The organism is Pseudomonas sp. FG13 (assembly GCF_057809755.1).
In genome coordinates this window covers 24,590-46,370 of the sequence record NZ_JBMDKO010000003.1, presented here as the reverse complement: position 1 = coordinate 46,370, position 21,781 = coordinate 24,590, and the positions used below count along the sequence as shown (strand labels likewise).

The following is a 21,781-nucleotide window of genomic DNA, read 5'->3' as shown; positions in this document are numbered from 1 at the left end:
CCAACGGCCCAGCAGGTGCAGCCAAACCCCACAGCAAAAAGGAGAAGCGCCATGCGCTCTGTCATTTTGCGTCGCGGGCTGGTCGCTCTGTTTGCTGCGGCTGTGTCCTTCGGCGTCATTACCCAGGTTCAAGCCGAGACCTTGCGGATCGGTTATCAGAAATACGGCACCTTGGTGTTGCTCAAAGCCAAAGGCACGCTGGAAAAGCGCCTCGCTGCCCAAGGCGTGGACGTGCAATGGACCGAGTTCCCCGGCGGCCCGCAATTGCTTGAGGGCCTGAACGTTGGCTCCATCGATTTTGGCGTGACGGGTGAAACCCCTCCGGTGTTCGCCCAGGCTGCAGGTGCCGATCTGCTCTATGTCGCCTACGAACCGCCGGCCCCCAACAGTGAGGCCATCCTGGTACCCAAGGACTCGCCGATCCACTCGGTGCAGGACCTCAAGGGCAAGAAAGTCGTGCTGAACAAAGGCTCCAATGTCCATTACCTGCTGGTGCGGGCGCTGGAGGATGCCGGCCTCGCATATACCGATATCCACACCGTGTTCCTGCCGCCGGCCGATGCCCGTGCCGCGTTCGAGCGGGGCAGCGTCGATGCCTGGGTCATCTGGGATCCGTACCAGGCTGCCGCCGAACAACAATTGCAGGCGCGCACCCTGCGCGATGGCAAAGGCATCGTCGACAACCATCAGTTCTACCTCGCCACCCGACCCTATGCGCAAAAAAATCCGCAGGTCATCGCCGCGCTGGTGGAGGAAGTTCGCGCAGTGGGGGAGTGGTCCAAGGCCAACCCCGAAGACGTGACCCGTCAGGTGTCGCCGCTGCTCGGTCTACCTGAGCCGGTCACCCTGACGTCAATGAAGCGCCAGGGTTTCGGAGCCTCGTTCCTCACGCCTGAGGTGGTCGCGGCGCAGCAGAAAATTGCCGACACCTTCTATCAACTCAAGCTGATCCCCAAGCCCTTGAGCATCCGGGACGTGATCTGGACGCCGCCAGCAACCGTTGCGAACGCGCAGTAATCCGACCCCTTAGGAGACCACTCCATGAGCCTCAATATTTTCTGGTTCCTGCCCACCCATGGCGATGGCCATTATCTGGGCACCGCCGAAGGCGCCCGTGCCGTCGATCACGGATACTTGCAACAGGTCGCCCAGGCGGCGGATCGGCTGGGTTTCGGCGGCGTGCTGATCCCAACCGGCCGTTCCTGCGAAGACTCCTGGCTGGTGGCCGCTTCGTTGATTCCGGTGACCCAACGCCTGAAGTTCCTCGTTGCCTTGCGCCCCGGGATTATTTCTCCAACGGTCGCGGCGCGTCAGGCCGCGACCCTGGATCGGTTGTCCGGCGGACGGGCGCTGTTCAACCTGGTGACCGGCGGTGATCCAGAAGAACTGGCCGGTGATGGCCTGTTCCTGGATCACGAGGCGCGCTACCAGGCGTCGGTTGAATTCACCCGCATCTGGCGTCGTGTGCTGGAAGGCGAGACCGTGGATTACGACGGCGAACACATCAGTGTGAAGGGCGCCAAACTGCTCTATCCGCCCATCCAGCAGCCGCGTCCGCCACTGTATTTCGGCGGCTCATCGGAGGCGGCCCAGGACCTCGCTGCCGAGCAGGTGGAAATGGTGCTGACCTGGGGCGAGCCACCCGCCGCCGTGGCAGAGAAAATCCAACAGGTGCGTGCCAAGGCCGCGAAGCTCGGTCGTACCGTGCGCTTCGGCATTCGCCTGCACGTGATCGTGCGCGAAACCAATGCCGAGGCCTGGCAGGCCGCCAATCGGTTGATCTCCCATCTGGACGACGACACCATCGCCCGCGCCCAGGCTTCCTTGGCGCGCTTCGACTCGGTGGGCCAGCAACGCATGGCCGCGCTGCATGGGGGGCGGCGTGACAAGCTGGAAGTCAGCCCCAACCTCTGGGCCGGCGTCGGGCTGGTGCGTGGCGGTGCCGGTACAGCGCTGGTGGGCGATGGCCCGACGGTGGCGGCGCGGGTCAAGGAATACGCTGAACTAGGGATCGACACCTTTATTTTCTCCGGTTATCCACACCTCGAAGAGTCGTATCGCGTGGCGGAGCTGTTGTTTCCACACCTGGACGTGGAGCGCCCGGAGCAGCCGAAAAGCCAGGGCTATGTGAGCCCGTTCGGGGAAATGGTCGCCAATGACATCCTCCCCAAAGCCGCATCCCAGAGCTGAGGCGGCCATGAAGAAACTTATCCACAACCTGACACCCTGGGCACTGCCGCTGCTATTGCTGGCCGTGTGGCAACTGTCGGTATCGGCGGGATGGTTGTCCACGCGAATCCTGCCTGCCCCGGTGGCCGTGATCGAGGCCGGGGTCAGCCTGGTGCGCAGCGGTGAGATCTGGACCCACCTGGCGATCAGCGGTTGGCGGGCGACGGTTGGTTTCCTGCTCGGCGGGAGTATCGGGCTGGTGCTGGGCTTTATCACCGGTCTGTCGAAATGGGGCGAACGCCTGCTGGACAGTTCGGTGCAGATGGTGCGAAACGTGCCGCACCTGGCGTTGATTCCGTTAGTGATCTTGTGGTTCGGCATCGATGAGTCGGCGAAGATTTTCCTGGTGGCGCTTGGCACGCTATTTCCGATCTACCTCAACACCTACCACGGCATCCGCAATGTCGATCCGGCGCTGGTGGAGATGTCCCGCAGCTACGGTTTGTCCGGCTTCAGTCTGTTTCGCCAGGTGATCCTGCCCGGCGCGTTGCCTTCGATCCTGGTGGGGGTACGGTTTGCGTTGGGTTTCATGTGGTTGACGCTCATCGTTGCGGAAACCATCTCCGCCAGCTCCGGCATCGGCTACCTGGCGATGAACGCCCGGGAGTTCCTGCAGACTGACGTGGTGGTGTTGGCGATTCTGTTGTACGCCGTACTCGGCAAGCTGGCCGACCTTGCGGCCCGCGGGCTTGAGCGAGTCTGGCTACGCTGGCATCCGGCGTATCAGGTGAACAAGGGGAATGCCCCATGACCGCCCAACAACCCCCGCGCCTGTTGCGAGGCATTCCGCTGGCGGTGCGCAAACTGCAGAGAACCTTCGGCTCGCGCCAGGTGCTGCGGGACATCGACTTGCACATCCCCGCTGGACAATTCGTGGCGGTGGTCGGTCGCAGCGGCTGCGGCAAAAGCACCTTGTTGCGCTTGTTGGCCGGTCTCGATCAGCCCTCGGATGGTCAACTGCTGGCAGGCTCGGCGCCGTTGAGCGCTGCGCAACAGGACACCCGCTTGATGTTCCAGGAGGCGCGCCTGTTGCCTTGGAAAAAGGTCATCGACAACGTCGGCCTGGGGCTCAAAGGCAACTGGCGAGTCCAGGCGTTACAGGCGCTGGACGCCGTCGGTCTGGCCGACCGTGCCGATGAGTGGCCGGCGGCGTTGTCCGGCGGCCAGAAACAGCGGGTGGCCCTGGCCCGCGCGTTGATTCATCGGCCGCGCCTGTTGCTACTCGACGAACCCCTGGGAGCGCTCGACGCCCTCACCCGCATCGAGATGCAGCAACTGATCGAACGTCTGTGGCAGCAACACGGCTTTACCGTGCTGCTGGTGACCCACGACGTCAGCGAAGCGGTGGCAATCGCCGACCGGGTGATCCTGATCGAAGACGGCCGGATCGGTCTCGACTTGCCCATCGACCTGCCACGCCCGCGGGTTCGCGGCTCCCATCGCCTGGCGACCCTGGAGACCGAAGTCCTCAACCGCGTGCTGTCCCTGCCCGGCCAACCGCCGGAACCCGAACCCGTTTCACCCTTGCCCACGCAACTGCGTTGGGCGCAATAACACCACCCAGATAGGAATCGACACCATGACCATCAAAGCCATCAACGTGCGTAACCAGTTCAAAGGCATCATCAAGGAAATCGTCGAAGGCGACGTACTCTCGGAAATCGACGTCCAGACCGCCTCCGGCATCGTCACCTCGGTCATCACCACCCGTTCGGTCAAGGAGCTGGAACTGGCGATCGGCAGCGAAGTGATCGCCTTCGTCAAATCCACGGAGGTGTCCATCGCCAAATTGTGAACGGTGTGCACCCGATGCCCCGAATGGCATTGGCCTTTTGGGGCTCACCTTAAAGGCTGAAGATCAGACCGCTTCGCGCTTGGGCAGATACGGAGGCAGGTACAACCCCAGGTACGCATCGAACACCCGCATGCCTTCTTCGGCCATGCGCGGGGTGATCTGGCCGTGTTGTTGCACCGAGCGGGCGTAGACCCGGTCGCCCAGCTCCATGGCGAGGGCGAAGACGTCGACGTCATTGGGCAGTGTCGGCAGCTCGAAATGCCGGGAGAAGACTTTGTGCATCAGGTCACTGAGTTCGAGGTCGTGCTGGCGGTCGGCCTGGGTGACTTCGGTCAGCCCATGCTGGGCCAGGATCAACTGGCGGGCGGCGGCGTCCTGGTCGTAGATCGTCAGCATGCGCTGTTCCACCAACCGCGACAGATCGTGCCAATGGTGCAGCGCGTCGTGATCGATCGGTGCCTGGAGGCAGGCGCGGAAGGCGGCGTGGACATCGGCGGTGAGCGCTTCGAGCAGGGCTGGAACGCTGGCGAAAAAGTGATACACGGAGGAGGGCGGGATCTCGGCGCGCTCGGCCACGCTGTAGATCGACAGGCTGGCCACGCCTTCCGTCGCCAGCAGCGTGCGGGCGGCATCGAGGATCGAGTCGATCCGGGCCTGGCTGCGTGCGCGAGGTTTGCGAGGGGTGGCGGTGCGTGTCATGGGTGGCTCCTGCGGGACTGCCGGGCATTGTACGAGCAGGGACGTGGGTTGTCTGCCCGGCCGCCATCGCGAGCAGGCTCGCTCCCACAAGGGATCTTTGGCGAAGCACTCAATACCCTGTGGGAGCGAGCCTGCTCGCGATCCGCCGGAGGCGGCCATAAAAAAACGCCGCGGCCCTGAGGGCGGCGGCGTTTCTTTTTACTGCAACCGCTTAAACGGTATGCAGGTACCAGTTGTACTCAAGGTCGGAGATGGAGTGTTCGAACTCTTCCAGCTCGCTTTCCTTGCAGGCCACGAAGATATCGATGTACTTCGGATCGATGTACTTGGCCATGACTTCGCTGTCGTCCAGCTCGCGCAGGGCATCGCGCAGGTTGTTCGGCAGGCTTTGCTCGTTCTGCTCGTAGCTGTTGCCTTCCACCGGTGCGCCCGGCTCGATCTTGTTGACCAGGCCATGATGCACGCCCGCCAGTACGGCGGCCATCAGCAGATATGGGTTGGCATCGGCACCCGCCACGCGGTGTTCCAGGCGTACGGCGTCGGCGGAGCCGGTGGGTACGCGCAGGGCCACGGTGCGGTTGTCCAGGCCCCAGGTCGGCGAGTTCGGCACATAGAACTGTGCGCCGAAACGACGGTAGGAGTTCACGTTCGGGCAGAGGAACGCCATCTGCGCGGGCAGGGTCTCGAGCACACCGCCGATCGCGTGACGCAGCGCGGCGTTCTGCTCGGGATCCTCGCTGGCAAAGATATTCTTGCCATCCTTGTCCAGAATCGAAATGTGAACGTGCAGACCATTGCCTGCCTGGCCCGGATACGGCTTGGCCATGAAGGTGGTGTCCATTTCATGGTCGTAGGCGATGTTCTTGATCAGGCGCTTGAGCAATACCGCATAGTCGCAAGCCTTGATCGGATCGGCCACGTGGTGCAGGTTCACTTCGAACTGCGCCGGGGCACTTTCCTTGACGATGGCGTCGGCGGGAATGCCTTGCTCCTTGGCACCTTCCAGGATGTCCTGGAGGCAGTCGACGTATTCATCCAGGTCGTCGATCAGGTAGACCTGAGTCGAGTGCGGGCGTTTACCGGAGATCGGCGAGCGGGGCGGTTGTGGACGCCCATTCACGTTCTCCTGGTCGATCAGGTAGAACTCCAGCTCGAATGCCGCGCAGATGGTCAGGCCCAGCTCGTCGAACTTGGTCACGACCTGGCGCAGGACTTCGCGAGGGTCGGCGAAGAAAGGCTCGCCTTCCAGTTCGTGCATGGTCATCAGCAGTTGCGCGGTAGGGCGCTTCTGCCAGGGTTCGTTGGAAAGGGTGCCCGGGATTGGATAGCAGATCCGATCGGCATCGCCGATGTCCAGGCCCAGGCCGGTGCTTTCCACCGTCGAACCGTTGATATCCAGGGCAAACAGGGAGGCCGGCAGGTTGATGCCTTTCTCGTAAACCTTGTGGAGGCTGGTGCGTTCGATGCGCTTTCCGCGCACCACACCATTCATATCCGCAATCAGAAGGTCAACGTACAGAACCTCAGGATGTTCCTTAAGGAACGCGTTCGCTTCGTTAAGCTGAACGGCACGCGGGGGTACCGACATGATGCAACACCTTTGTTGTTAAAAATATCAATCATTGATCTCTTCGAAAGCCAGTCAACCCGAACGGCATGCCGAAGTCAAGCAGGGCCTTTTTTGCCCTAAAAAAGCACCTGGGGGGCTTTTTTGAGGCAGTTTGGGGCGTTTTTTTCCCTTTGAGGTACCTGGCGCCCGCAAGCTTGAGCGGGCCGTGTTGTATTTTTTACGGGGGTGTTGTGTAAAAAAATGAACAAGGCTAAGCTCGATTCAAACCCATAACAGCAATAATACCGGGGTGCTTCATGTCTCGCCTGCCGTACCAACGGCCTCACCAACTGTTCCGGCAGATCGGTTGGCATGCTCGTCGCAATGCTCATCGCATCAGTGGCGACATCTGCTCCCCGGCCATGACGAGGGCCGCCAAGTGCCTGTCCATGCTGATGTCGCTCCCGGCGGATCAGTCGTCATCTTCGTCCAATATTCTGGACGCCCTGGACGAATTTCCCTTTAGCGGCTCTCCTTCAACTTTAGAACCTTTTTCCGGCCGATGGTTGGGCAAGGGCAACACAACGCGACGCCGATGCGTCAAACAACGCCTGGCTACTGAAAGCAGCCAGGAAACTCACGCCTAGAGGCATTTATGAGTAACAACCTCGACCAGCTCACCGATTGGTTGAAAAACCATAAGATCACAGAAGTCGAATGCATGATTGGCGACCTGACCGGCATTACCCGGGGCAAGATCTCGCCGACCAACAAGTTCATTGCCGAAAAAGGCATGCGCCTGCCCGAGAGCGTCCTGCTCCAGACCGTTACGGGCGACTATGTCGAAGACGACATCTATTACGAACTGCTTGACCCTGCCGACATCGACATGATGTGCCGCCCGGACGAAAACGCAGTGTTCCTCGTGCCCTGGGCCATCGAGCCCACCGCCCAGGTGATCCACGACTCCTACGACAAGCAGGGCAACCCCATCGAGCTGTCGCCGCGCAACGTGCTCAAGAAGGTGCTCAAGCTCTATGCCGACAAGGGCTGGCAGCCGATTGTCGCGCCGGAAATGGAGTTCTACCTGACCAAGCGCAGCGACGACCCGGACTTCCCGCTGCAACCGCCCGTAGGCCGTTCCGGCCGTCCGGAAACCGGGCGCCAGTCTTTCTCTATTGAAGCGGCCAACGAATTCGACCCGCTGTTCGAAGACGTCTACGACTGGTGCGAGTTGCAGGAGCTCGACCTCGACACCCTGATCCACGAGGACGGCACGGCGCAGATGGAAATCAATTTCCGTCACGGTGATGCGCTGTCCCTGGCTGACCAGATCCTGGTGTTCAAGCGCACCATGCGCGAGGCGGCGCTCAAGCACAACGTAGCCGCGACCTTCATGGCCAAGCCCATGACCGGCGAGCCCGGCAGTGCGATGCACCTGCACCAGAGCATCATCGACAAGGAGACCGGCAAGAACGTTTTCTCCAATGAAGACGGGACCATGAGCGAGCTGTTCCTGCATCACATCGGTGGCCTGCAGAAATTCATTCCCGAGCTGCTGCCGCTGTTCGCCCCCAACGTCAACTCGTTCCGTCGCTTCCTGCCGGACACGTCGGCGCCGGTGAACGTGGAGTGGGGTGAGGAGAACCGTACCGTGGGCCTGCGGGTGCCGGATGCCGGGCCACAGAACCGCCGGGTGGAAAACCGCTTGCCGGGTGCCGACGCCAACCCATACCTGGCGATTGCCGCCAGCCTGTTGTGCGGCTTCATCGGCATGGTCGAAGGCATCAATCCGAGCGCACCGGTGGTAGGGCGTGGTTACGAGCGTCGCAACCTGCGCTTGCCGCTGACCATCGAAGACGCCCTGGAACGCATGGAAAACAGCAGCACCATCGAGAAGTACCTGGGCAAGAAATTCATCACGGGCTACGTCGCAGTCAAGCGGGCCGAGCATGAAAACTTCAAGCGCGTCATCAGTTCATGGGAGCGGGAATTCCTGCTCTTTGCCGTCTGAGGCGCCGGGCGGGGTTGCCTCCGGCAGCCTCGCCCCCATCGATATAAAGGAGAATTCGCATGACCGGCAACAACCCGCAAACCCGTGAATGGCAGGCCCTGAGCAGCGATCATCACCTGGCCCCGTTCAGCGATTTCAAGCAGCTCAAAGAGAAAGGCCCGCGCATCATCACCCACGCCAAGGGCGTCTATCTCTGGGACAGTGAAGGCAACAAGATTCTCGATGGCATGGCCGGCCTCTGGTGCGTGGCCGTCGGCTACGGCCGCGATGAGCTGGCCGACGCCGCCAGCAAGCAGATGCGTGAGTTGCCGTACTACAACCTGTTCTTCCAGACCGCCCACCCGCCGGCGCTGGAGTTGTCCAAAGCCATCGCCGACATTGCCCCTGAAGGCATGAACCATGTGTTCTTCACCGGTTCCGGCTCTGAAGGCAACGACACCATGCTGCGCATGGTCCGCCACTACTGGGCGATCAAGGGCCAGCCGAACAAGAAGGTCATCATCAGCCGCAAGAACGGTTACCACGGCTCCACCGTGGCCGGCGCGAGCCTGGGTGGCATGACTTATATGCACGAGCAGGGCGACCTGCCGATCCCGGGCATCGTCCACATCGCCCAGCCTTACTGGTACGGCGAAGGCGGCAACATGAGCCCGGAGGAGTTCGGCGTGTGGGCGGCCAATCAACTGGAAGAGAAGATCCTGGAGATCGGCGTGGACAACGTCGGTGCTTTCATCGCCGAACCGATCCAGGGTGCGGGCGGCGTGATCGTGCCACCGGACAGCTACTGGCCCCGCATGAAGGAGATCCTCGCCAAGTACGACATCCTGTTCGTGGCCGACGAGGTGATCTGCGGCTTCGGTCGCACCGGTGAGTGGTTCGGTACCGACTTCTACGGGTTGAAGCCGCACCTGATGACCATCGCCAAGGGCCTGACGTCTGGCTACATCCCCATGGGCGGCCTGATCGTGCGTGATGACGTGGTCGAGGTGCTCAACGAAGGCGGTGACTTCAACCACGGTTTCACCTATTCCGGTCACCCGGTGGCCGCCGCGGTGGCCCTGGAAAACATCCGTATCCTGCGGGAAGAAAAGATTATCGAGCGGGTCCGCAGCGAAACGGCACCCTATTTGCAGAAACGTCTGAGGGAACTGAACGACCACCCGCTGGTGGGTGAGGTGCGCGGTGTCGGTCTGCTGGGGGCAATCGAGCTGGTCCGGGACAAGGCCACGCGCCAGCGCTACGAAGGCAAGGGCGTAGGCATGATCTGCCGACAGTTCTGCTTCGATAACGGGCTGATCATGCGTGCCGTCGGCGACACCATGATCATTGCGCCGCCGCTGGTGATCAGCAAGGCCGAGGTGGATGAGCTGGTGACCAAGGCACGGCAGTGCCTGGACCTGACCCTCAGTGCGTTGCAAGGCTAAGTGCTAGGCTCTGTGCGAGGCACTTCCAAGGGCCTCGCCCAGTCTGAACAAAAGGTCGGGCTTGTGTTGAAAGCCAGCCCTGTAACTTGCCAGACTACCGTTGTTCAAGTTGCCCGCGAGCCGGCTGCTGAACTGTGGCTAAAAAGAATAACTGGAGCATCATCCATGAAGGCAATAGGTATGAAGATAGCTGGCAAGACCCTCCTCGCCATGTCCCTGATGGGCGTGATGGCGAGTGCCGTTCAGGCGGACGATAAAGTGCTGCACGTCTATAACTGGTCCGACTACATCGCACCGGACACGGTCGCCAAGTTCGAGAAAGAGTCGGGGATCAAAGTGGTCTACGACGTGTTCGACAGCAACGAGACGCTGGAAGCCAAGTTGCTGGCCGGCAAGTCGGGCTATGACATCGTGGTACCGTCGAACAACTTCCTGGCCAAGCAGATCAAGGCCGGCGTCTACCAGCCACTGGACAAGTCCAAGTTGCCGAACTGGAAAAACCTCGACACCGACCTGCTCAAGGCCGTGGGCGATGCCAGCGACAAGGGTAACCAGCATGCCTTCCCTTACATGTGGGGCACCATCGGCATCGGCTACAACCCCGAGAAGGTCAAGGCGGCATTGGGCGTCGACAAGATCGACTCGTGGGACACCCTGCTCAAGCCGGAAAACATCGCCAAGCTCAAGGGCTGCGGCGTGAGCTTCCTCGATTCGCCGACCGAAATGATCCCGGTGGCGTTGCATTACCTGGGCTACCCGACCGACAGCCAGGACAAGAAACAATTGGCTGACGCCGAGGCGCTGTTCCTCAAGATCCGTCCTTCGATCAGCTATTTCCATTCGTCCAAGTACATCTCCGACCTGGCCAACGGCAACATCTGCGTGGCCGTGGGTTACTCGGGTGATATCGAGCAGTCGAAGTCCCGTGCGGCCGAAGCGGGTGGCAAGGTCAAGGTGGCCTACGCCATTCCAAAAGAAGGCGCCGGTTCGTTCTACGACATGGTCGCTATTCCAAAGGATGCCGAGAACGTCGAGGCTGCCTACAAGTACATGAACTTCCTGATGCAGCCGGAAATCATGGCTGAGATCACTGACAACGTGCGCTTCCCGAACGGCAACAAGGCGGCGACGCCGTTGGTGGACAAGGAAATCTCCGGTGACCCGAACATCTATCCGTCGGACGCCGTGAAAGCCAAGCTCTACGCGATCAGCGACTTGCCGCCGGCCACGCAGCGGCTCCTGACCCGCAGCTGGACCAAGATCAAATCCGGTAAATAAACCGGCCTGAGGCATCTTCCTGTTGTCGCGGTCATCGCGGCGGCGGCAACAGGAACAATTAAATAACTAAAAGTTTTGCTGGATCGGTTTATCGAGGGTAAGTTGCGCGCCGGTTTTGTTGCAGGGCCCAGCGCGGCCAGGTAACGGGGGCAACTTGGGCCCGACTATTTAAGAGGACCTCCACGTGCCAGTCTTTTCTTTGTTACGCAACGCCTTGCTGGTCGGTGCAGGCCTGACGCTCGCGGTCAGCGTCCAGGCTGCTTCCACCGTGCATATTTATAACTGGTCGGACTATATCGGTGAGACCACCCTGGCGGATTTCGAAAAAGCCACTGGGATCAAGCCGGTCTACGACGTGTTCGATTCCAATGAAACCCTGGAGGGCAAGTTGCTGGCCGGTCGTACTGGCTACGACGTAGTGGTGCCGTCCAACCACTTCCTGGGCAAGCAGATCAAGGCCGGGGCCTTCCAGAAGCTCGACAAGGCGCAGTTGTCCAACTATGCCAATCTCGACCCTGCGCTGCTCAAGCGCCTGGAGCGTAACGATCCAGGCAACCAGTACGCGGTGCCCTACCTGTGGGGCACCAACGGTATCGGCTACAACGTCGAGAAGATCAAGGCGGTCCTGGGTGTCGACAAGATCGATTCGTGGGCCATGCTGTTCGAGCCGGAGAACATCAAGAAACTCTCCAGTTGCGGCGTCTCGTTCCTCGACTCGGGAGACGAGATGATCCCGGCGATGCTCAATTACCTGGGCCTGAATCCCAACAGCGAAGACCCTGAAGATTACAAGAAGGCCGAGGCCCAGCTCCTCAAGATCCGGCCTTACGTGACCTACTTCAACTCCTCCAAGTACATCTCCGATCTGGCCAACGGCGAGATCTGCGTGGCAGCCGGTTTCTCCGGCGATATCTTCCAGGCCCGTTCGCGTGCCAGCGAGGCCGGCAAGGGTGTCGAGATTGCCTACGTGATTCCCAAGGAGGGCGGCAACCTCTGGTTCGACATGCTGGCGATCCCGCGCGACGCCACCAACGTCAAGCAAGCCCATGCATTCATCAACTATCTGCTCAAGCCTGAGGTGATCGCCCAGGTCAGCGACACCGTCGGTTATGCCAACCCGAACCCAAAGGCTGGCGAGCTGATGGATCAGAAAGTCCGTACCGACGAGGCGGTTTACCCACCGCAAGCGGTCGTCGACAAGCTCTACGTCAACTCCGAGTTGCCGCCCAAGATTCAACGATTGATGACCCGCAGCTGGACCAAGGTCAAGTCGGGTAAATAACCGCTCTAACCAAGGTTCGCCCGCATGGGGCGAACTGTAAATTCTGTGGGAGTTTCGTAAATGGCTGTTGCCTCCGGCGCCTATAAGAAAGCCCTCGAGGGCGACCAGACACCCAAGCAGGTGCTGGTCAAAATCGACCGGGTCACGAAGAAGTTCGACGAGACGATTGCCGTGGACGATGTGTCCCTGGAAATCAAGAAAGGCGAAATCTTCGCCTTGCTCGGCGGTTCGGGTTCGGGCAAATCCACCTTGCTGCGCATGCTTGCCGGCTTCGAGCGGCCCACGGAGGGGCGGATTTTTCTCGACGGTGAGGACATCACCGACATGCCGCCCTATGAGCGGCCGATCAACATGATGTTCCAGTCCTATGCCTTGTTCCCGCACATGACCGTGGCGCAGAACATCGCCTTCGGCCTGCAACAGGACAAGATCCCGAAGGCCGACATCGACGCCCGTGTGGCCGAAATGCTCAAGCTGGTACAGATGAGCCAGTACGCCAAGCGCAAGCCGCACCAGCTCTCCGGCGGCCAGCGTCAGCGCGTGGCCCTGGCCCGTTCCCTGGCCAAGCGTCCGAAGCTGTTGCTGCTCGACGAACCGATGGGTGCTCTGGACAAGAAGCTGCGCTCGCAGATGCAGCTTGAGCTTGTCGAGATCATCGAGCGAGTCGGCGTGACCTGCGTCATGGTGACCCACGACCAGGAAGAGGCCATGACCATGGCCGAGCGTATCGCGATCATGCACCTGGGCTGGATCGCCCAGATCGGCAGCCCGATCGATATCTACGAAACCCCGACCAGCCGCCTGGTCTGCGAGTTCATCGGCAACGTCAACATCTTCGAAACCGAAGTGGTGGACGACGCCGAGGGCCACGCGGTACTGACCTGCAAGGACCTGGACCGCAACATCTACGTGGGCCACGGCATCAGCACTTCGGTGCAGGACAAGTCGGTGACCTACGCCATTCGCCCGGAAAAATTGCTGGTGACCGCCGAACAACCGACCTGCGAGCACAACTGGTCCAGCGGCAAGGTCCATGACATCGCCTACCTGGGTGGACACTCGGTGTTCTACGTCGAACTGCCGAGCGGCAAGCTGGTGCAGTCGTTCGTCGCCAACGCCGAGCGCCGTGGCCAGCGTCCGACCTGGGGCGACCAGGTGTTCGTCTGGTGGGAAGATGACAGCGGCGTGGTGCTTCGCTCATGAACATGCGCAAATTCAAACGCCGACTGGATCGAATAACGCCCGGTGGCCGTCAACTGGTCATCGGGGTGCCCTTCATCTGGCTGTTCCTGTTCTTCATGCTGCCGTTCTTCATCGTCCTGAAGATCAGCTTTGCCGAAGCCGACGTGGCCATTCCGCCGTACACCGAGATCTATAGCTACGTCGACCAGAAGCTGCAAATCCTGCTCAATCTCGCCAACTACGCGATGCTCAGCGAGGACGAGCTGTACATCGCCGCGTACCTGGGCTCGCTGAAAATGGCCCTGATCAGCACCGCCTTGTGCCTGCTGATCGGCTACCCGATGGCCTACGCCATCGCCAATGCGCGCAAAGAGACGCAGACGGTACTGGTGCTGCTGATCATGATGCCGACCTGGACCGCGATCCTGATCCGCGTCTACGCGTGGATGGGCATCCTCAGCAACAACGGCCTGCTCAACGGCTTCCTGATGAGCATGGGCTGGATCAGCGAACCGCTGCAGATCCTCAACACCAACCTGGCGGTCTATATCGGCGTGGTCTATTCGTACCTGCCATTCATGATCCTGCCGCTGTACGCCAACCTGGTCAAACATGACCCCAGCCTGCTGGAGGCTGCCTCCGACCTGGGTTCGAGCACCTTCAACAGCTTCTGGAAAATCACCGTGCCGTTGTCCAAGAACGGCATCATCGCCGGCTGCATGCTGGTGTTCATCCCGGTGGTGGGCGAGTTCGTGATCCCGGAACTGCTGGGCGGCCCGGAAACCCTGATGATCGGTAAAGTGCTGTGGCAGGAATTCTTCAATAACCGTGACTGGCCGGTGGCGTCCGCCCTGGCGGTGGTGATGCTGGCGATCCTGATCGTGCCGATCATCCTGTTCAACCGTAGTCAGGCCAAAGAAATGGAGGGCAAGGAATGAAGCGCTTCAGTTTTTCAAGCCTGATGCTGGTGCTGGGATTGCTGTTCATCTATGCGCCGATGGTGATCCTGGTGATCTATTCGTTCAACGCCTCGAAACTGGTGACGGTGTGGGGCGGCTGGTCGATCAAGTGGTACGTCGGCCTGTTGGACAACACCCAATTGATGGGCTCGGTGGTGCGTTCGCTGGAAATCGCCTGCTACACGGCGGTGGCCGCGGTGGCCCTGGGTACGCTGGCGGCCTTCGTGCTGACCCGCATCACCCGCTTCAAGGGTCGCACGCTGTTTGGTGGCCTGGTCACCGCGCCGCTGGTGATGCCGGAAGTGATCACTGGCCTGTCGCTGTTGCTGCTGTTCGTGGCCATGGCGCAGATGATCGGTTGGCCTCAGGAGCGTGGCATCGTCACGATCTGGATTGCCCACACCACGTTCTGCGCGGCCTATGTGGCGGTGGTGGTCTCGTCACGCTTGCGTGAGCTGGACCTGTCCATCGAAGAAGCGGCCATGGACCTCGGTGCACGGCCGTGGAAGGTGTTCATCCTGATCACCATCCCGATGATCGCGCCATCGCTGGCGGCGGGGGGCATGATGTCGTTCGCGCTGTCGCTGGATGACCTGGTACTGGCGAGCTTCGTGTCGGGCCCCGGGTCGACGACCTTGCCGATGGAAGTGTTCTCGGCGGTGCGCCTGGGCGTGAAGCCGGAGATCAACGCCGTGGCGAGCCTGATCCTGCTGGCGGTGTCGCTGGTCACCTTCCTGGTCTGGTACTTCAGCCGCCGCGCTGAAGAAAACCGCAAGCGGGCGATCCAGCAAGCTATCGAAGAAAGCGCCGCCGACTCCTGGAAGCAGCCGGAAGTCCGCCGGGCGGTGGCTGAGCCAGTCTGACCGCACGCAGGCCTTATGGGAGCGAGCCTGCTCACGAAGGCGGTGTGACAGTCGACGAAAATGTCGATTGTCCATCCGTCATCGCGAGCAGGCTCGCTCCCACAGGGCTCATGAGTTCCAAGGGGATGTGCGGATGATTTCCACGAAGTTCGTCGGTTTGAACCCCGGCTCCTGATCCATCAGGACATCGGTCTTCACATTGCCGAAGGTCGTCTGCGGGCGATGCCGCAAGCCGTTGGCGAATGTGCAGATGATGCACTCCTTGAACCCCTCCCCACGTGGATGGGCATGCACCACGGCTTCGCGATGCGCTGCCGGGAAGGCGGCGTAGTCCATGCCCAATACATCCATCTCCACCCCGGCGGTCACCAGGGCGACCGTAGGACGCAGGTGTTTCGGTATGCCTGGCGTGGTATGCAGGGCGATGGACAGCCACACCTGTTCGATATCGTCATCACTCAGCCCATAGGGTTTGAGAAACGCTGCGGCAGCATTTGCACCATCCACTTCAAAGCGCTCATCGTCGCTGCGATGGCCTTCCACCAAGCCAATGTCATGGAACATCGCACCGACGTACAGCAACTCCGGCTCGTAGGCCAATTGCCGACGCTGGCCGCTCAAGGCGCCGAACAGAAATACCCGCCGGGAATGGTGGTACAGCAGATCGGACTCAACGTCGCGGATGTATTCGGTAGTGGCGCGGGCAAGGGTGCTGTCGGGGATCTTGACGCCGGCGATGCTGTTCATGCTGCTCTCCTCTTGACGATGCGCCAGGGCGGCGCCGAGGGTACAAGTCTGGTCGCCGGGATACACGGCAACAATCTCCCCCTGGCTGCGATCCATGCCAATGAACCTCGGTTTCGTGCCAGGTGGCGTCCTGCTGATGGATTGGCTAGCGTAGGCTGTGATCCCGTTCAACTCGAAGGCAAGCAGGCACCCATGGAAAAAACAGTTGCGGTCGTGGTATTCGCTGGCGTCCAGTCGCTGGACGTGAGCGGTCCCATGGACGTGTTCTGTGAGGCCAATCGGTTCCTGGCGCCGGAGGATCACTATCGGCTTGAGGTCATCGGGATCGAGCCGGGGGCGGTTCCCTGTTCCAACGGTCTGTCCCTCAATGCCCATCGTCAATTCAGTGAAGCTACACAGGCGTATGACCTGCTGTTGGTGGCGGGCGGGCCGCATTTGCCGTTCATGGATTTCGGCGCGACGTTCGATGCCTGGTTACGTGGGGCCTGTGGGCGGGCGCGGCGCTTTGGCTCGATCTGCAACGGCGCGTTCATGCTCGCCCGGGCCGGTTTGCTGGAGGGGCGGACCGTCACCACCCATTGGGGCGATGCCGGGGCGCTGGCGCAATTGTGTCCTTCGACCCGGGTCGAAGCGGATCGCCTGTACATGCAGGACGGCGCGCTTTATACCTCGGCCGGTGTCACCGCAGGGATCGATCTGTCGTTGTTCCTGCTGGCGCAGGATCATGGGGCGGACGTGGCGTTGAGCGTAGCCAAGCGGCTGGTGGTATTTACCCAGCGTTCAGGCGGGCAATCGCAGTTCAGTCCTTTTCTTGCGCCCCATGCCGCGCCGACGTCTGCCGTGGCCCGGGTCCAGGCCTATGTGCTGGCGAACCTGAACGGTGACTTGGGACTCGCCGATCTGGCCAATGCCGCGAACATGAGCCAGCGCAACTTTTCCCGGGTGTTCACTCGGGAGGCCAAGGTCACCCCGGCGGAATTCGTCGAGCGGGCCCGGGTAGACGCAGCGCGCGTAATACTGGAAAGCACCCGGGCCCCGCTCAAGACCGTGGCTTGGCAATGCGGCTTTCGCGATGCTCAACACATGCGCAATGTCTTTAATCGCAGGCTGGGCGTGACGCCGCAACAGTTCAGACTCAATTTCGCAGCAATGGCCTAGGTCATTTCTTCAGCGTGTCATGGGCTTCCAGCGCTCGCAGCGAGTAGATGTAGGCCGCGCCGGCATTCAAGGACACTGCGGTAGCCAGGGTCGCGGCGATTTCTTCGCGGGTGGCACCGGCCTTGATGGCGGCGTCGGTGTGCACGCCGATGCAACCGTCGCAGCGGGTCGTGATCGCCACGGCGATGGAAATCAGCTCCCGAGTCTTGGCATCGAGCACGTCGTTCTCGGCCGCGGCTTCATCCAGGGCCATGTAGGCCTTGACCATTTTCGGGTTGCTCTTGCCCAGGGCACCAAAGGCGCTCTTGATGGTGGGCAGCAGTTCGGACCAGTTATTGAACATCGCGATGACTCCATTGGGGGTGGACGGAGAGGAACCCTCTGTAGTCTTGACCAACAATGCCGATCAAGCCTGTCGGTGACGAAAAAAAGTGAAGGCCGGCCGACTCAGGGCGCTGCCCTGGCCGGCAACAGCTTCAGGGTGTCATGGGTGTTGGCGGTCACTTCTTCCTCGGCCAGGTGCGCCTGGTGATACAAGCCCTCGATGTAGGCCTCGGCCTGGTCAGCGTAATACTTGTCGAACGGCACGCCGCTCTGGCCGACCGGGTTGATGGTGACGCTGTGGGTCGGGTCGGCGAAATCGATGATGCGCCGGGTGGACGGGCCGTAGGTGACCGGCCAGGGAGCCGGGCCGATCCTGGCGGAAAGATTGTTGGGCACTTCATGGGTGCCGGGTGCGGCGAACGGGCCGACATTGAAGATCCGGTCCAACGGTTTTTGCATGCCCAATGGGTGCCCGTGTGTGAGGGTATGGGCATTGCCCCATTGCCACTGCGTGGCATCCTCACCGAAGGTGGTCTTCAGGTGCGCCAGGCTCTTGTTCCAGGCTGTTTTGACGATGTCGCTACGGGTTTCCTTGCTCAGGGTTGTGCGATCGTCCCACCAGGGCGAATCCGCCGAGGCGGCCAGGCGCGGCAGTGCGGCGTCGATCACTCGGGTGGACAGGGCGGTGTCGAAAAAACCGTCCCCCAGTTCATCGTGCAGGGCGGCATCCGCCAGGTTGAACAGGAACTGGTTGAACAGCGTGGCGCTGACGGAATCCAGAGGGTAATCACCCTGCCACTGCGCCAGTTGTTCCACCCACTTGCGTTCCTGCGGGTCGCTGACCACGTTCCTCAACACCGGCAGCAAAGGTGCCAGCAAGCGCGGGCCATAGGCGGTGGTGGTGCCCAGTTGCAGCTTGCGGGCGGTTTCGATGTCCCACTTTGCCTGTTTGTCGCTGAGCTGGAGATTGAGTTGCTGCCCACGGTCGGGGAGGTTGTAGTAGCCCGGAATCTCGATACCACCGGGTGAAACCGGCTGGACATTCGCCGAAACGATATAGCCGCGGGCAGGGTTCTCTTCCTGGGGATTGTTGCTGAAAGGGTAAAAGCCTTCCTTCTCTGCCTCTGAGCTGCTGCCATCGAGCAGGAAGCCGGGCTTCACTCCCGCCGGCCGCTTGGGCAGTTGGGCGGCCGCCCACCAGCCGATATCACCCTTGGCATTGGCCCAGACGATATTCAGCCCCGGTGCGTGGATCTTGGCTGACGCTCCGCGCGCCTTGGCCAGTGTGTCGGCACGGTTGAGCTGGTAGAAGGCCTCGAGGATCGGATTACGGCTTTCCAGGAAGCCCCACCACATGGCAATCGGCGTGTGACCGGCATTGGCGCCGAGCACATCGTTGACGATCGGGCCATGGGGTGACTGGCGCAGTACCAGCGTTACCGGTGCCTGGCCCTTTACCGCGATCTGCTGTTCGCTGCGGGTCATGTCCACCCATTGGTCGCGATACCAGACCTGTTCGGGGTTGTCCGGGTTGATCTTCTCGGCAATCAGGTCCAGGTCGTCGTTCTGGAACATGGTGATGCTCCAGCCGAAATCCTTGTTCATGCCCAGCGTCGCAAACGGCAACAATGCCTGGTAGTGCCCGTAGAGTTCGAAGCCCGGTGCCGAAAGGTGGGCCTCGTACCACACCGAGGGGGCGGAAAAGCGGATGTGCGGATCCCCCGCCAACAAAGGTTTGCCGCTGCGGGTATGACTGCCGGCAACGGCCCAGGCGTTGCTGCCTTCGAATTGTGGCAGGCCGCTCCCGACCAGGGCCTGTTCGCTCAAACGGGCCAGGGCGTCGAGGCCTTTCCAATCGGCGTCGGCCAGGGGCAGGGCGGTCTTGTGGTGCTCGCCCAGCACACCCTTGGGCTGCCAGTCGAGGTCGAATATGTTCAAGTAATCAGCGCCCAGTTGATCGCGCACGTAGGTCAGCAGCGGTTCGGTACGAAAGGCGGCGGCGAAGCTGTAGGCCATGTAACCGGTAATGCTCACCGTGTCTTCAGCGGTGAACGGACGCTTGGGGATGCCCAGGACATCGAATTCCACTGGTCGGGCGTGGCTGTCCTGGTAACGGTTGATGCCGTCGAGATAAGCCTGCATCGCGATCCAGGCCGGAGATTGTGGGTCCTGTTCCGCCACGTAGCGGGCGGCGCGCTCGCGGATACGCAGGCTGCGCATCAGTTTATCGGTGTCGAGCAGTTTCGGCCCCAGCACCTCGGCGAGCTCACCACGGGCGAGGCGACGCATGATCTCCATCTGGAACAACCGGTCCTGGGCATGGACATAACCCAGCGCACGGTACAGGTCGGTTTCGTTCTCGGCGCGGATATGGGGCACGCCGCGTTCGTCGTAGCGCACGGTCACCGAGCCTTGCAGCCCCTGCAACTGCACTGTGCCCTGGCGGGTGGGCTGCTTGCTGTAGAGATAACCGCCGGTGACGATGATGGCGGTGACGACCAATGACAGAAAGGCAATGAAGCTGCGTTTCATGGTGTTCCCTTATTTGGATGATGCATCCTTGCCCCACGGACAATAACAGCCTACCGCCAGTGTGTGGGTGGCATTGACTGCGCGTCCGACGTTCAAGGCCTCCAGAATCGGTTCGATGAAGCTGTTGCTCGAATTACAGGTCAAGCCTTCGCTGTAGGGACCGAAGTAAGCCAGTTCGCCGGTGCGATTCCAGATCGCCACGGCGGGGCTGGCGGGAATCTGCTCCGAGCCGGGCAATGCCGGAAGCGGCTTGAGGCTGCTCAGTGTGGCCGGTAGCTGGCCTTGAGTGCCGCTTTTCTGTATCGCATAAAACTCGACACCTTGTGGGGCATATTTGTCGACCAGTTCGGACAGGTGCTGCTGATTGCCGACGTTGCACGGACAGGCCGGATCCCAGAAGTGCACCAGGCGGATCGGGCCGGGCCCTGCCAGCTCGGGCGGCAGGCGCAGAGGGTCGCCGGAAAATACCGCCGTGTGTTGGCTGAAAGCGCGCAGGAAACGTCCCTGGAACCAGTCGTAGGCGATCCACAATACGGCGGCGCACCCAAGGGCAAGCAGACCGGCAAGCAGCGTTGTGCGGTGGGACGGGCGCATGGATTCATCCTCTGAAGCCGCCTAGCTTGCCATGCCTGTCGCGACAGATGAATATCGCAGGTCTACAAAGTCTGTTTCGCGCCTTGCGCATTTGCCTGGAAATATCGATGCCTGCCACTTTCGACCCCGATCGCCTGCGTGCCAGCTTGCAACCGTTGGCCCAGTGGCAACCGTTGTCTGCGCAGGCGCAGGCCTATCAGCGTTTCTACGGATTGGATTTCCCCCAGCGGACCTTGCGCAAGGGCCTTGGGCGTTTCGAAATCGAGGGGTATGAGTTGGTCGGCCAGGTCTGGTGGCCGGAAAAAGCCGTGGCGACGTTATTCCTGTTCCACGGTTACTACGATCACATGGGGCTTTACCGGCACCTGATCGAGTGGGCGCTGGAGCAGCAGTTCGCGGTGATCGCCTGCGACCTTCCGGGCCATGGGTTGTCCAGCGGCGAACGCGCCAGCATCGGTGATTTCGCCGAGTACCAGACCACGCTGCAGAAGCTGCTGGCTGAGGCCGGGACGCTGGACCTGCCACAGCCCTGGCACCTCTGCGGACAAAGCACCGGCGGCGCCATCGTGGTCGATCATGTGCTCAACCAAGGGGCGAGCAGCCCGGCCCAGGGCCAGGTCATCCTGTTGTCGCCCCTGGTGCGCCCTCGGGCCTGGGGCTGGTCACGGCTGAGTTATTACCTGCTCAAGCCCTTCGTGACCGGCATCGCCCGGCGCTTCAGCGAAAACTCCACCGATCCGCAGTTCCTGCCGTTCCTGCAAGCCGATCCGCTGCAACCGCTACGCCTGCCTACCGCCTGGGTGGGCGCACTGGGGCGCTGGATCAAGCGTATCGAAGCCGCTCCGAGCAGCCCGCGCCAGCCGCTGATCGTGCAGGGGCAGGCGGACATGACGGTGGATTGGAAACACAATCTGCAAGTGCTGCGCGGCAAATTCGACCGGCCCCAAGTGTTGATGCTGCCCGAGGGCCGGCATCACCTGGCCAATGAAGTGCTGGCGATGCGGCAGGAGATGTTTGGGTTCCTGACCAAGCGGATGAGCCGGGTCCGGCGGTGACTTCAAGGGCCCTATCGCGAGCAGGCTCGCTCCCACAATGAATCTCGGCGGGTCACAAAATCCGTGTACACAGCCGATCCCCTGTGGGAGCGAGCCT

At 61.3% G+C, this 21,781-nt stretch carries 20 protein-coding genes; 14 read left to right on the top strand and 6 right to left on the bottom strand.

Annotated elements, in window-relative coordinates:
- The first annotated feature begins 51 nt into the window (after positions 1 to 51).
- The 5 genes from ACODTO_RS04125 to ACODTO_RS04105 are packed head-to-tail and all read left to right on the top strand — an operon-like array spanning position 52 to position 4,024.
- Positions 52 to 1,017 (top strand): sulfonate ABC transporter substrate-binding protein, encoded by a 966-nt coding sequence (locus tag ACODTO_RS04125; RefSeq protein WP_175385248.1) that lies wholly within the window; start codon positions 52 to 54, stop codon positions 1,015 to 1,017.
- 24 nt (positions 1,018 to 1,041) lie between these two features.
- Positions 1,042 to 2,190: an FMNH2-dependent alkanesulfonate monooxygenase gene (ssuD, locus tag ACODTO_RS04120; protein WP_139640974.1), complete on the top strand. Its 1,149-nt coding sequence runs from the start codon at positions 1,042 to 1,044 to the stop codon at positions 2,188 to 2,190.
- A gap of 7 nt (positions 2,191 to 2,197) precedes the next feature.
- On the top strand, positions 2,198 to 2,980 hold the full coding sequence (ssuC, locus tag ACODTO_RS04115) for an aliphatic sulfonate ABC transporter permease SsuC (protein WP_139640972.1): 783 nt from the start codon (positions 2,198 to 2,200) through the stop codon (positions 2,978 to 2,980).
- Entirely contained in the window at positions 2,977 to 3,783 is an 807-nt protein-coding gene (gene ssuB / locus ACODTO_RS04110) for an aliphatic sulfonates ABC transporter ATP-binding protein (RefSeq protein ID WP_139640971.1), read from the top strand. Before ssuC ends, ssuB begins: the two co-directional genes overlap by 4 nt.
- Before the next feature lie 25 nt (positions 3,784 to 3,808).
- Entirely contained in the window at positions 3,809 to 4,024 is a 216-nt protein-coding gene (locus ACODTO_RS04105) for a TOBE domain-containing protein (protein WP_024780485.1), read from the top strand.
- Positions 4,025 to 4,087: 63 nt separating this feature from the next.
- Here the strand turns inward: ACODTO_RS04105 and ACODTO_RS04100 are convergent, their stop codons facing one another.
- Both ACODTO_RS04100 and ACODTO_RS04095 read right to left on the bottom strand, forming a co-directional pair.
- A complete protein-coding gene (locus tag ACODTO_RS04100; protein WP_175362763.1) occupies positions 4,088 to 4,723 on the bottom strand; it encodes a TetR/AcrR family transcriptional regulator in 636 nt (211 codons plus the stop codon).
- Positions 4,724 to 4,934: 211 nt separating this feature from the next.
- Positions 4,935 to 6,311, bottom strand: coding sequence for a glutamine synthetase family protein (locus ACODTO_RS04095; protein WP_024780479.1), 1,377 nt, complete (start codon positions 6,309 to 6,311; stop codon positions 4,935 to 4,937).
- Between the two features lie 616 nt (positions 6,312 to 6,927).
- On the opposite strand from ACODTO_RS04095, the gene ACODTO_RS04090 reads away from it, so the two are divergent.
- The 7 genes from ACODTO_RS04090 to ACODTO_RS04060 all read left to right on the top strand — a co-directional run bounded on the left by ACODTO_RS04090 (position 6,928) and on the right by ACODTO_RS04060 (position 15,274).
- Positions 6,928 to 8,286 (top strand): glutamine synthetase family protein, encoded by a 1,359-nt coding sequence (locus tag ACODTO_RS04090; protein ID WP_024780478.1) that lies wholly within the window; start codon positions 6,928 to 6,930, stop codon positions 8,284 to 8,286.
- Positions 8,287 to 8,345: 59 nt separating this feature from the next.
- Positions 8,346 to 9,710: an aspartate aminotransferase family protein gene (locus ACODTO_RS04085; protein WP_139640967.1), complete on the top strand. Its 1,365-nt coding sequence runs from the start codon at positions 8,346 to 8,348 to the stop codon at positions 9,708 to 9,710.
- Positions 9,711 to 9,890: 180 nt separating this feature from the next.
- Positions 9,891 to 10,988, top strand: coding sequence for a polyamine ABC transporter substrate-binding protein (locus ACODTO_RS04080; protein WP_139641643.1), 1,098 nt, complete (start codon positions 9,891 to 9,893; stop codon positions 10,986 to 10,988).
- A gap of 184 nt (positions 10,989 to 11,172) precedes the next feature.
- Complete coding sequence (locus tag ACODTO_RS04075; protein ID WP_175362762.1) at positions 11,173 to 12,270, top strand: polyamine ABC transporter substrate-binding protein; 1,098 nt, start codon at positions 11,173 to 11,175, stop codon at positions 12,268 to 12,270.
- A gap of 60 nt (positions 12,271 to 12,330) precedes the next feature.
- Entirely contained in the window at positions 12,331 to 13,473 is a 1,143-nt protein-coding gene (locus ACODTO_RS04070) for an ABC transporter ATP-binding protein (RefSeq protein WP_489106009.1), read from the top strand.
- Positions 13,470 to 14,390, top strand: coding sequence for an ABC transporter permease subunit (locus ACODTO_RS04065; RefSeq protein WP_139640961.1), 921 nt, complete (start codon positions 13,470 to 13,472; stop codon positions 14,388 to 14,390). The genes ACODTO_RS04070 and ACODTO_RS04065 overlap by 4 nt, the downstream gene beginning before the upstream one ends.
- Positions 14,387 to 15,274, top strand: a complete 888-nt coding sequence (locus ACODTO_RS04060; protein WP_139640959.1) for an ABC transporter permease subunit — start codon at positions 14,387 to 14,389, stop codon at positions 15,272 to 15,274. Before ACODTO_RS04065 ends, ACODTO_RS04060 begins: the two co-directional genes overlap by 4 nt.
- A gap of 108 nt (positions 15,275 to 15,382) precedes the next feature.
- Here the strand turns inward: ACODTO_RS04060 and ACODTO_RS04055 are convergent, their stop codons facing one another.
- Entirely contained in the window at positions 15,383 to 16,021 is a 639-nt protein-coding gene (locus tag ACODTO_RS04055) for an HD domain-containing protein (protein ID WP_489106056.1), read from the bottom strand.
- A gap of 192 nt (positions 16,022 to 16,213) precedes the next feature.
- Between ACODTO_RS04055 and ACODTO_RS04050 the strand changes: the two genes are divergently transcribed.
- Positions 16,214 to 17,179 (top strand): GlxA family transcriptional regulator, encoded by a 966-nt coding sequence (locus ACODTO_RS04050; protein ID WP_139640958.1) that lies wholly within the window; start codon positions 16,214 to 16,216, stop codon positions 17,177 to 17,179.
- Position 17,180: 1 nt separating this feature from the next.
- On the opposite strand, the gene ACODTO_RS04045 is transcribed toward ACODTO_RS04050, so the two are convergent.
- From ACODTO_RS04045 to ACODTO_RS04035, 3 genes are all read right to left on the bottom strand, one after another.
- Entirely contained in the window at positions 17,181 to 17,522 is a 342-nt protein-coding gene (locus ACODTO_RS04045; protein ID WP_139640956.1) for a carboxymuconolactone decarboxylase family protein, read from the bottom strand.
- Positions 17,523 to 17,626: 104 nt separating this feature from the next.
- The gene (locus tag ACODTO_RS04040; protein ID WP_489106008.1) at positions 17,627 to 20,035 is read right to left on the bottom strand and encodes a penicillin acylase family protein; all 2,409 of its coding nucleotides are present in this window, start codon (positions 20,033 to 20,035) and stop codon (positions 17,627 to 17,629) included.
- A gap of 9 nt (positions 20,036 to 20,044) precedes the next feature.
- Positions 20,045 to 20,629, bottom strand: a complete 585-nt coding sequence (locus ACODTO_RS04035; protein WP_175362758.1) for a DUF6436 domain-containing protein — start codon at positions 20,627 to 20,629, stop codon at positions 20,045 to 20,047.
- 107 nt (positions 20,630 to 20,736) lie between these two features.
- On the opposite strand from ACODTO_RS04035, the gene bipL reads away from it, so the two are divergent.
- Complete coding sequence (bipL, locus tag ACODTO_RS04030) at positions 20,737 to 21,684, top strand: phospholipase BipL (RefSeq protein WP_489106007.1); 948 nt, start codon at positions 20,737 to 20,739, stop codon at positions 21,682 to 21,684.
- Positions 21,685 to 21,781 lie beyond the last annotated feature (97 nt).